This is a genomic window from Jeotgalibacillus sp. R-1-5s-1 (assembly GCF_004405105.1).
GTDB lineage: Bacteria > Bacillota > Bacilli > Bacillales > Jeotgalibacillaceae > Jeotgalibacillus.
This window is the reverse complement of sequence record NZ_SORW01000002.1, coordinates 200,801-212,103: the sequence shown is the minus strand read 5'-3', so window position 1 is coordinate 212,103 and position 11,303 is coordinate 200,801. Positions and strand designations below refer to the sequence as shown.

Sequence of the window (11,303 nt, the reverse complement as noted above, 5' to 3'; positions counted from 1 at the left end):
TGAGAAGATGGGACATATTATTCAGCTGGATGAATTGCTTGCCAATAAAATTGCAGCCGGGGAAGTGGTGGAAAGACCCGCCTCGGTTGTGAAAGAGCTGACTGAAAACGCAGTGGATGCAGGTGCTAATATTATCGAGATTGATCTCGAAGAAGCCGGCCTGGCAAGTATTAAGATCACTGATAACGGGAGCGGAATTTTGGAGGATGATCTGTTAACCGCCTTCTCAAGACACGCCACAAGCAAAATCAAAAATGAACATGATCTTTTTCGTATTAAAACGCTCGGATTCAGAGGAGAAGCCCTACCTAGTATCGCTTCTGTTTCGAAAATAAAGATAACAACTTCAACCGGAGATGCTGGATCAAGCGCTGAATTTCACGGTGGGAAGTGCATCAGCAGAACTGCGGCTCCTGCAAGGAAAGGGACTGACATTGAAGTAACAGACCTTTTCTATAACACGCCAGCCCGGCTGAAATATATGAAAACGGTCAATACAGAACTCGGTAACGTGACAGATATCGTAAACCGGATCGCCCTGTCACATCCTGAAATATCCTTCAGGCTCCGCCATAACGGTAAAACACTCCTTCATACGAATGGACAAGGTGATGTAAGGCAGGTGCTTGCTGCCATTTACGGGTTTCAGACCGTCAAAAAAATGCTGCCTTTTAAAGGAGAGTCGCTTGACTTTACTATAACAGGGTATGCCGGACTGCCCGAAGTGACACGCGCATCAAGAAATTATCTCTCTGTTCTTGTAAATGGCAGGTATATTAAAAATTACGCGATAACAAGAGCCATTACAGAAGGGTATCATACGCTGCTGCCAATTGGCAGATTTCCTGTTGTCCTTCTCTCGATCGAAATGGACCCGATTCTGGTGGATGTTAATGTGCATCCTTCTAAGCAGGAGGTACGTTTTAGTAAAGAAAAAGAATTAACCTCGCTTATTTCAGAAACAATAAAGGCTTTATTTCATAAGGAGACACTGATCCCGAGTGGTTTAAAAGAGTCCCGGGCGGTTCAGAAACCTTCTGAACAAATTTCGTTCAACTGGGACGAATCGGTTAAAAAGCCATTTTTAGAGAGCTCTAAAACAAAAGAGGATGAAGATGTTTTTCTCCCTAAGCAGGTGATGGAGAAACAAGCTGATTTTCGTGAGGATGCTAAACGGTTAACTGATAAAACAACGACGCAACATCTTATTAAGCAACATGAGGAACAGGTTGAAGAATTTGACGATGAACCCGTGCCGGCTAGGCGGATGCCTGATCTCAGCGTAATTGGTCAGGCTCACGGCACTTATATCATTTGTCAGGGAACAGATGGTATATATATGATAGACCAGCATGCTGCACAGGAGAGGATTAAGTATGAGTACTACCGTGACAAGCTTGCTGCTCCTGCGAGGGAAACGCAGGATTTACTTATTCCACTGACGCTGGATTATTCAACAGATGATTTTATCAGGATCAGCGAAAACAGAAGTTTGCTTGAACAGGTAGGTGTATTTCTGGAGGATTTCGGGACATCTGGGTTTATTGTACGGTCTTACCCTGTCTGGTTTCCGAAAGGGGAAGAGCAGGAAACGGTAGAAGAGATGATAGAACAGATGTTAACGATGAAAAAGATAAATATAGGAAAATTGAGAGAAGAGGCAGCCATTATGATGAGCTGCAAAAAATCAATTAAAGCCAATCATCATTTACAAAAATCAGATATGGAGCACCTTGTGAATGAACTTGGAGGCTGTTATGATCCGTTTACCTGTCCTCATGGTCGTCCGGTGATCATTCAATTTTCGATTTATGAAATGGAAAAAATGTTTAAGAGAGTGATGTAAATAGTTGTTACTGAAGTGTTTAACTTTTACTGTTCAGGGAACGTGTGAACTATACATGCAACTGAGCTGATGGGGTGAAACATTACAGGAGGACATCTATGAATAAAAATGCTGAAAGTATCGCTCATTTTCAACCCGTCATGACAGCAGAAGGAAGAGAATTCAAAGTAGAACTCGCTGAGCATAGAGATTATTTTATTCTTTCAGCAAATGTGGACGGACAAATCATTACAGTGCCGGGTTTTGACCTGCGTAATATGCAGGAGCAGCTTAGAAATTCTATCCGCCATGCGTTGGCAGAAGACGAATAATATTGCCGGCCTGATCAGTATGAAAACAACTGTTCGGGCTGGTTTTTTACTGATCAGAAGTGTAGCCTTTTTAGAGGAATGGAGGACAATTATGGAATTAGAGGATCAAAAAATCCTTCCTGCCGTGCATTCGATGAAGGATTTTGACAAAATGCTGAAGCACTCCTATGAATACGGGGTCTTTCTTGATATGCACGTAGGGATGATTAAAAGTGTGTTTGACTATGCAAGGTCAAAAGATAAAAAAATGTTTCTTCATATGGATTTGATTCAGGGTCTGTCAAATGACGAATATGCTGCTGAATATGTTTGTCAGTCCATTAAGCCATACGGCATTATTTCCACCAGAAGAAACGTGATTAAACGGGCGAGAGAGCTTAATATAAAAGCGATTCAGCGGACGTTCGTCATTGATTCAAGTGCGTACCGGAGAAGTGTGGAGCAAATCCGGCAATCAGATCCTGATTTCATTGAACTTCTTCCGGGAGTTGTGCCAAAAATGATAACCAGAATGAAAGAAGAAACAGGAAAACAGATTATTGCAGGCGGACTAATCGACCGTCCCGAAGAAGTCGAGGAAGCCCTGAACGCCGGTGCCAGTGCTATTACGACCTCTTCAAAAAAACTTTGGGAGCATTTCGGGAAATGAGTTGACAGCGTTTTCAGAGGCTGATAGAATAACCTCAAGTTAATAAACCGTGAAGAGACGAAGAGACTCACAGACGATACACCTTTAGGTACAAGTCTGTGGGTCTCTTTATATTTTGCGGAAAAAAATATGGAGGTGTTCAGAATGAATGAATATGTTGCTGAGATCATTGGAACCGCGATTCTGATTCTTTTCGGTGGCGGAGTAGTTGCGAACGTCAGTCTGAAAAAATCCCTAGCAGAAGGTGCGGGATGGATTGTCATTGCATTGGGGTGGGGTCTCGGGGTTGCCATGGCGGTATATGCCGTTGGCCAGTTCAGCGGAGCTCACTTAAATCCGGCAGTTACACTCGGTCTAGCATTTAATAACGATTTCGAATGGGTGAAGGTACCAGGTTATATTGTGGCGCAGATTGTAGGCGCTTTCATTGGAGCTACTCTTGTATGGCTTCATTTCCTTCCGCACTGGAAGGTTACACCTGATCAGGGGGCAAAGCTTGGTGTGTTTTCAACCGGACCGGCTATTCCTCATTATTTCTCAAATCTGATGAGTGAAATTATCGGAACTTTTATTTTAGTGGTAGGAATTTTGTTTATTGGGGCGAATGAATTTACAGAAGGATTAAATCCTTTTATTGTCGGAATGCTAATTGTGGCAATTGGGCTTTCGCTTGGGGGTACGACTGGATATGCTATTAACCCTGCACGTGATTTGGGTCCGAGAATTGCACACTTTGTTTTACCAATCAGCGGTAAGGGTAATTCTAACTGGGGATACAGCTGGATCCCGATTTTAGGACCTGTTCTTGGAGGATCCTTCGGCGGGCTTTTCTACCGCTATATTTTCGCAGGAGAATATGATGTGTTATTCTGGGTTGCGCTGGCGGCTATTGTCATCTGTCTGTTTGGTGCCTACTCAATAGATAAAAAGAATACAAGTAAACAAAAACATTTAGCAGCATAAGGAGGAATGAAAAATGGAGAAGTACATTTTATCATTAGATCAGGGGACAACAAGTTCAAGAGCCATTCTCTTTAATACGAAAGGTGAAATCGTTAAGATTGCACAAAAAGAATTCGAGCAGATTTTTCCTAAGCCGGGCTGGGTAGAGCATAATGCAAATGAAATCTGGGGCTCAATTCTATCTGTTATCGCATCTGTACTTTCTGAATCTGGTGTCAAACCTGATCAGATTGCTGGAATCGGGATTACAAACCAGCGTGAAACGGCGGTTGTCTGGGATAAAGAAACAGGAATGCCGGTTTACAATGCAATAGTCTGGCAATCAAGACAAACGGCGGATATTTGCAATGAATTAAAGGAAAAAGGTCTGAATGATTTATTCAGAGAAAAAACCGGATTGCTGATCGATGCTTATTTCTCAGGTACAAAAGTTAAATGGATCCTTGACAATGTAGATGGTGCACGGGAAAAAGCTGAGGCGGGTAAGCTTTTATTCGGTACAATCGACACATGGCTGATCTGGAAGCTGACAGGCGGAGAAGCGCACGTTACGGATTACTCAAACGCTTCAAGAACATTAATGTATAACATTTATGATCTGAAGTGGGACAAAGAGCTTCTTGAGCATTTGACGGTTCCTGAATCGATGCTTCCTGAAGTAAAACCTTCCTCTGAAATTTACGGAAAAACCGTGTCGCATCATTTCTTCGGGAAGGAGATTCCGATTGCAGGTGCAGCTGGTGACCAGCAGGCAGCATTATTCGGACAGGCGTGTTATAAAGAGGGAATGGCGAAAAACACATATGGAACCGGCTGCTTTATGCTGATGAATACCGGGGAAAAGGCTGTTAAATCAGACAGTGGATTACTTACAACGCTTGCCTGGGGTATTGACGGGAAAGTGGAATACGCACTTGAAGGAAGTATTTTTGTAGCAGGGAGTGCGATTCAGTGGCTGCGTGACGGCTTAAGAATGCTGAAAACAGCATCAGTCAGTGAGGAATATGCTTCTCGGGTTGAGTCTACGGATGGTGTTTATGTGGTGCCAGCTTTCGTTGGTCTTGGAACGCCATACTGGGACAGTGATGTAAGAGGTGCGGTATTCGGCCTAACGCGCGGAACATCCAAAGAGCACTTTGTCCGTGCCGTACTTGAAAGTCTCGCGTATCAGACAAAGGACGTCCTTGATGCGATGGAAAAGGATTCAGGCATTGAACTCAAAAAGCTCCGTGTAGACGGTGGTGCCGTGCAGAATAACTTCCTGATGCAATTCCAGAGTGACCTGTTACATGTACCGGTTGAACGTCCGGTGATCAGTGAAACAACAGCGCTTGGTGCTGCATACCTTGCAGGACTTGCAGTCGGATTCTGGGAAAGCAAGGAAGAGATTGCTGATATGTGGAAAGTAGATAAAGACTTTGATCCTGAGATGAAAGAAGAGAAGAGTGCTGAACTTTATAAAGGATGGCAAAAAGCAGTAAAGGCAGCTCAGGCTTTCAAATAAGTCTTTACTATGATATAGTATAGACAAGTTAATAATTAGGTAGAGAGCAGAGAGGCCTGGATTCATTATGAGTTTATTCATAGATGAATTCGGCCTCTTTTTCTTTCATTACCAAAATAAGGAGGATTTACCATGAGTTTTTCAAGTGTAAACCGAAATGAAAAATTAAAGCAGATGTCGAGTGAGATATATGATCTGGTTGTGATCGGAGGCGGGATCACCGGAGCGGGTATCGCCCTTGATGCCGTAACGAGAGGCATGAAAGTGGCGGTAGTTGAGATGCAGGATTTTGCTGGAGGCACTTCAAGCCGTTCAACAAAGCTTGTGCACGGCGGTCTGCGTTATCTGAAGCAGTTTGAAGTGAAGATGGTAGCGGAAGTAGGAAAGGAACGTGCGATCGTTTATGAAAATGCACCTCACGTGACAACTCCGGAATGGATGATGCTTCCGATTCACAAGGGCGGAACATTTGGTAAGTTTTCGACGTCCGTCGGTTTAAGAGTATATGACTATCTTGCGGGTGTAAAACGTCAGGAAAGAAGAAAGATGCTGAGTGTAGCTGAAGCAACGAAACGTGAACCGCTTGTCAAAAAAGATGGCTTAAAAGGTGCAGGCTACTATGTAGAGTACCGTACGGATGATGCACGCCTGACGCTTGAAATTATTAAAAAGGCAGTTGAAAAAGGAGCGGACTTCATCAATTACGTGAAAGCTGACCGCTTTACCTATGATAAGAAGAAAGTGTCCGGGATCGAAGCAGTCGATCAGATCTCCGGTGAATCCTATACTATTTTAGGCCGTAAAGTGATCAACGCTGCTGGACCGTGGGTAGATCAGGTTCGGAATAAGGATTACTCCAAAAATAATAAACAGCTTCAGCTGACAAAAGGGGTACATCTTGTCATTGATCAGTCTGTATTCCCGTTAAAGCAGGCGTTGTATTTTGACACGCCGGACGGCCGTATGATGTTTGCGATTCCGCGTGACGGTAAAGCGTATGTAGGAACGACAGATACGTTTTACGGCAATGAAAAAGATACAGCCAACCCGAAAATGACGGAAGAGGATCGTCAGTATATTCTTGACTCCATCCGTTATATGTTCCCTGATGTGAAAGTAACGGAAAAAGAAGTGGAATCAAGCTGGGCAGGTGTTCGTCCGCTTATCTTTGAAGAAGGAAAAGATCCTTCTGAAATTTCCCGTAAAGATGAAATCTGGGAGCATGACAGCGGCATTATCACCATTGCAGGTGGTAAGCTGACAGGCTACCGCAAAATGGCTGAACATGTTGTAGATCTTGCTGCCAAGCGCTTAAAAGAGGAAACAAAGCAGTCCTTTGATAGCTGTAAAACAGTAAAGCTTACGCTGTCAGGAGCTGATTTTGGAGGCTCAGCCAACTTCAAAACGTTCATTGAACAAAAAGGAAGAGAAGCTGTTCAATTCGGATTAACGGAAACGGAAGGTAAAAAGCTTGCTGCATTTTACGGATCAAACGCAGATAAACTGTTTACCCTTGCTCATGCTGCTAAAGGAATGGATCTTGAAGCACCGATGAATCCTGTACTGTATGCAGAGGTTGTATATGCAATACAGGAAGAAATGACGGTGAAACCGGTTGACTTCTTTATCCGCAGAACAGGAAGACTGTTCTTTGATATCCATTCTGTCCAGCGTGAAAAAGAAGCCGTTTTGAAACTGATGAAAAAACTGTTAAACTGGGATGAAGAAACGTATCGTGCTTATCAGGAAGAACTGGAGAATGAAATTCACGACGCTGTGATTCCGGTAAGCTGATCTTTCAACGCCTTAAAGGGGAGATTCGTTTGAAAACCTGGTTTACAGAAGTCAGTGACGGATACAGGCTCCACACCGTATTATGGGAATCAAATGCAACTGAAATAAAAGGATCAATACAGCTCTGTCATGGGATGGCAGAGCATATTGGTCGTTATCAGGAATTAGCTGAAGCGCTGAACAAAGATGGCTATCATGTGTTTGGGTACGATAACCGCGGCCATGGAAAAACGGCTACAGCCAATGGCAGACATGGTGACTTCGATGATGATATGACGTTTGACCGTCTTGCGCTTGATTGCGTGGAACTTAGAGAATCGCTTTTGAGAGAAGTTGAAGGTCCTCTTTTTATGATAGGGCACAGCATGGGTTCATTTATTACAAGAAGGATGCTCCAGCTGAACGCTTCCGGATTAAAAGGTGTGGTGCTCTCGGGGACAAGTGGACCGCTTGGACTTACCGGTCCTGCTGCGGTCGCCCTTGCTTCTGTTATTTCTGCCTATAAGCCTGATGAAAAGGCGGAATTGCTGGATCATCTTTCTTTTGGCGGGTATAATAAGGCATTTGACAACCCGAAAACGCCGTTTGACTGGCTTTCAAGGGATGAGCAATCTGTCCGTTTATATGTGGATGATCCTGAATGCGGATTTGTCTGCACGAACCGTTTTTATAAAGTTCTTTTCGAGGGAATGCAGATGATCAGTCAAAAGAAGGAAGTGTCGAAAGTGCCTGAACATATCCCCATCCTTTTAGTCAGTGGGACGAAGGATCCTGTCGGGAATTTCACGAAAGGCATTTATAAAACGGCTGCTTCCTATCAAAAGGCAGGAATCCGTTCTGTTGAAGTTCTGCTGTATGAAGATGGAAGGCACGAAATGCTGAATGAGCTGAACAGAAAAGAAGTCATCAGTGATATGTTAAAGAGAATTAATCAATGGAATCGTTAGACAGGGGTTATATGGATGAAAAAAGACGTAATTGTGATCGCAGGACCAACTGCTGTCGGGAAAACAGATCTGAGCATCAGCGTGTCAAAAGCGGTTGGTGGTGAAGTGATCAATGGAGATGCAATGCAGGTGTACAAAGGTCTGGATATTGGCACTGCAAAAATATCCAAATCTGAAATGAGGGGGGTTCCACACCACTTATTTGATATACGCGAGCCGCATGAACCTTTTTCTGCTGCTGAATACCAGCAGGAGGTCCGGGGGAAAATAGAAGAGATTCAGAGCAGAGGATCCGTACCTGTCCTGACAGGTGGAACCGGTCTGTATATACAGTCGGTTCTTTTTGACTACCAGTTTTCTGAAGAGGGTAAAAACGAAGAAATTCGTTCACAGCTGGAACGTGAGCTGCTTGAGTATGGGCGGGACTACCTTTTCGGCAAGCTGCAGCAATCCGATCCGCACGCTGCGTCCTCTATTCATCCGAATAATACGCGCAGGGTCATAAGAGCACTTGAAGCTTACATGACGACAGGGATCACAAGTGATGCAAGAATGAACAGGCAGGAAATCGCACCGCTTTATCAGCACCGTCTCATCGGGTTGACGATGGAGCGGGACATCCTCTACAAGAGAATTGATCTGCGTGTTGATATGATGATGGAGCATGGACTTGAAGATGAGGTCAGAAGTTTGTACGATCTGGGTATTAGAAACGTTCAGTCCATTCAGGCGATCGGCTATAAAGAAATGTATGATTATTTTGATGGAATGGTAACCATGGATGAAGCAGTTGCTGCGATTAAGCAAAACTCAAGAAGGTACGCTAAGCGTCAAATGACCTGGTTCCGCAATAAAATGAACATGGAATGGTTTGACGTTACTAATGACAGGGAAAAAAAGATTGAGGAAATAGTGCAATCTTTAGCAGGAAATTACACTTAAATGTAGAATTTTTGTAGAGAGCAGTCATTTTAAGGAGGCGTATAGATGAAACAAGCCGTAAATATCCAGGATCAGATGCTGAACCAGTTACGAAAAGAAAGTACATTTGTAACCGTATTTTTATTAAATGGCTTTCAGATAAGAGGGCAGATCAAAGCATTTGATAATTTTACTGTGTTGCTTGAATCCGAAGGAAAGCAGCAGCTTGTTTATAAGCACGCAATTTCAACATTTGTTCCTTCAAAAAACGTTAAGATACAGACAGAGCAGGAGTGAAAAAGTGTTCCCATCGTGGAACGCTTTTTTTATTGGGTAAAGTTGATCTCATGAACTGTTGTTTTACTCATATACTGATTTATCATGAATAAATGGGGTGGCAATATGACCCGGCAAGTGCAGCAGGTAAAGTTTATCATCGGACAAAGAGAGGAATTAATTCCTGATCAGGAGTCATCCGGAAACTTTGAAATGGTCGATGATACATTTAAAGATATGATCGGACTTGACCAGGTGAAAAGTATGCTGAAAGCCATTATTGCCCGTCATATCATCAATGAAAAAAGATTGGAGAAAGGTCTTGCTTTTGAGACGCAGTCTCTCCATATGCTTTTTTACGGAAATCCGGGTACCGGTAAAACGACCGCTGCAAGATTGATCGCAGCGCTTTTTAAAAAACTGAATCTGATTGATAAAGGACATCTTATCGAGGTGGAAAGAGCGGATCTTGTAGGTGAATATATCGGTCATACAGCCGTTAAAACAAGAGATTTAATCAAAAAAGCAGAAGGCGGCATTCTTTTTATTGATGAGGCATACTCTCTCGGGAGAGGCGGTGAAAAGGACTTTGGCAGGGAAGCGGTTGATACCCTTGTCAAACATATGGAAGATCAGAGTCATCCGTTTATTCTCATTCTTGCGGGCTACGAGAAAGAAATGTCATCCTTTCTGAAATTAAATTCAGGCTTAAAAAGCCGATTCTCACACGTCATCCAGTTTTCAGACTATAAAAAAGATGAACTCATGAAAATTGCCGAAATGATCTTTTCGAAAAAGGATTACAAGCTGAGTCAGGGAGCCAGGGAACGGTTCAGCCGATACCTTCATATACAGGAAGCCGTATCAGACAATGGAAGGTTTATCAGAAACCTCGTTGAAGCTGTGACAAGGGCACAGGCGCTGAGGCTGATGAAGGGCAGTGCCTTCAGTAAAACGGACTTGATTATGCTGACAGAGGCGGATGTTGCATCCGGAGCGGCTGACTTTGACAGGCAAAATGGAAAAGAAATGGAGCGTTTCCATCCATTTATGTAAAAAAAGCTGCGGGATCACAGCTTTTTGTTCTTGATAAATTTCAATGTTAATCAATCATGAATCAAGCATGTAGTGGTTGTTAAACTTACTATTAGTAGCGGGGGATTCCGAAGACTCCTGCGGCAGAGAAGCGACAGGTGAGACAGCGTAGTGCGAAGCGCTAGATGGCTCACCGCGCGGCCCTAGAAAAGCGGAGGCGGGCGTTTAGGGACGTACAAACTGGACCGGCCTCGACGAAGATAAAGGAAACACAGCGAACGGAGTGAGCTGATGTTGACTTATCGAACGAGAGGCCGGGAAGTTTGCTAGTCCCTGCGCGCCGGAGCTAGACAATGGAAAGCGAAGGAATTCCCCGCTACGGTTATATAAAGTTATCCGGTGCTGTTCCCGGTCTGAAGACTCTTGAATGGTAGTCTCCATTTATAGATATAAGAAAGAACGCGCAGTCCTGTGGTAAGGACGAACAGGCAATACAGCTGCCATGGCTCTGAGGCGATGCCGAATCCTACTGCTGCTCCGGCAAGAATCGCCCAGGCAGCATAAATTTCCGATCTGAGTACAAGCGGTTTGCGTCCTGCGAGAAGATCTCTGATGATACCTCCCCCGCTTCCAGTCAACACTGCGGCAACAATAACAGCGCTCATCGGGTGTCCCATGTTGGCGGCGTACAGTGCACCCTGTATCGCGAAGGCTGCAAGCCCCATGGCGTCAAAAAAGTTACCCCATCTGCGCCAGTGCTTGAGTAAATTATGAGGAAATAAAAAAACGGCGGTGATGGACAGCAATGCGACCTGGAAAAACATTCCCTGTTCCCAGAGGGCTGATACCGGCACGCCGATCAGCAAATTCCGGATGGCTCCTCCGCCAAATGCCGTCACAATCCCCAATATATAAACCCCTAAAATATCATATTCCTCTTCCATTGCAATAATAGCGCCTGATACGGCAAATGCCACCGTACCGATAATGCTTAAAACCTCCCAGGTCAAATGCGTTCACCCTGCTTTCCCACTTGAATTGAACCAAACTAGATTGT

At 44.0% G+C, this 11,303-nt stretch carries 11 protein-coding genes; 10 read left to right on the top strand and 1 reads right to left on the bottom strand.

Annotation, left to right across the window (positions count from 1 at the left end; all coding sequences use genetic code 11):
* Nucleotides 1-7 precede the first annotated feature (7 nt).
* The 10 genes from mutL (at nt 8) to E2491_RS01055 (ending at nt 10,267) form a co-directional block, all read left to right on the top strand.
* The gene (mutL, locus tag E2491_RS01100; RefSeq protein ID WP_134371671.1) at nt 8-1,846 is read left to right on the top strand and encodes a DNA mismatch repair endonuclease MutL; all 1,839 of its coding nucleotides are present in this window, start codon (nt 8-10) and stop codon (nt 1,844-1,846) included.
* 98 nt (nt 1,847-1,944) lie between these two features.
* Complete coding sequence (locus tag E2491_RS01095) at nt 1,945-2,157, top strand: hypothetical protein (RefSeq protein ID WP_134371669.1); 213 nt, start codon at nt 1,945-1,947, stop codon at nt 2,155-2,157.
* Nucleotides 2,158-2,248: 91 nt separating this feature from the next.
* The gene (locus E2491_RS01090) at nt 2,249-2,806 is read left to right on the top strand and encodes a glycerol-3-phosphate responsive antiterminator (RefSeq protein WP_134371667.1); all 558 of its coding nucleotides are present in this window, start codon (nt 2,249-2,251) and stop codon (nt 2,804-2,806) included.
* A 144-nt stretch (nt 2,807-2,950) separates the two neighbouring features.
* A complete protein-coding gene (locus E2491_RS01085; RefSeq protein WP_134371665.1) occupies nt 2,951-3,769 on the top strand; it encodes an MIP/aquaporin family protein in 819 nt (272 codons plus the stop codon).
* 13 nt (nt 3,770-3,782) lie between these two features.
* The gene (gene glpK / locus E2491_RS01080; protein ID WP_134371663.1) at nt 3,783-5,273 is read left to right on the top strand and encodes a glycerol kinase GlpK; all 1,491 of its coding nucleotides are present in this window, start codon (nt 3,783-3,785) and stop codon (nt 5,271-5,273) included.
* 132 nt (nt 5,274-5,405) lie between these two features.
* On the top strand, nt 5,406-7,067 hold the full coding sequence (locus E2491_RS01075; protein WP_134371661.1) for a glycerol-3-phosphate dehydrogenase/oxidase: 1,662 nt from the start codon (nt 5,406-5,408) through the stop codon (nt 7,065-7,067).
* Between the two features lie 29 nt (nt 7,068-7,096).
* On the top strand, nt 7,097-8,014 hold the full coding sequence (locus E2491_RS01070; protein WP_134371659.1) for an alpha/beta hydrolase: 918 nt from the start codon (nt 7,097-7,099) through the stop codon (nt 8,012-8,014).
* Between the two features lie 15 nt (nt 8,015-8,029).
* A complete protein-coding gene (gene miaA, locus E2491_RS01065; RefSeq protein WP_134371656.1) occupies nt 8,030-8,956 on the top strand; it encodes a tRNA (adenosine(37)-N6)-dimethylallyltransferase MiaA in 927 nt (308 codons plus the stop codon).
* A 45-nt stretch (nt 8,957-9,001) separates the two neighbouring features.
* Nucleotides 9,002-9,232: an RNA chaperone Hfq gene (gene hfq, locus E2491_RS01060; protein ID WP_134371654.1), complete on the top strand. Its 231-nt coding sequence runs from the start codon at nt 9,002-9,004 to the stop codon at nt 9,230-9,232.
* A 105-nt stretch (nt 9,233-9,337) separates the two neighbouring features.
* Nucleotides 9,338-10,267: an AAA family ATPase gene (locus E2491_RS01055; RefSeq protein WP_244093839.1), complete on the top strand. Its 930-nt coding sequence runs from the start codon at nt 9,338-9,340 to the stop codon at nt 10,265-10,267.
* Nucleotides 10,268-10,638: 371 nt separating this feature from the next.
* On the opposite strand, the gene E2491_RS01050 is transcribed toward E2491_RS01055, so the two are convergent.
* Nucleotides 10,639-11,256 carry a trimeric intracellular cation channel family protein gene (locus E2491_RS01050; RefSeq protein WP_134371650.1) on the bottom strand — a complete coding sequence of 206 codons (618 nt, stop codon included), beginning with the start codon at nt 11,254-11,256 and terminating at the stop codon, nt 10,639-10,641.
* Between the last annotated feature and the right edge of the window lie 47 nt (nt 11,257-11,303).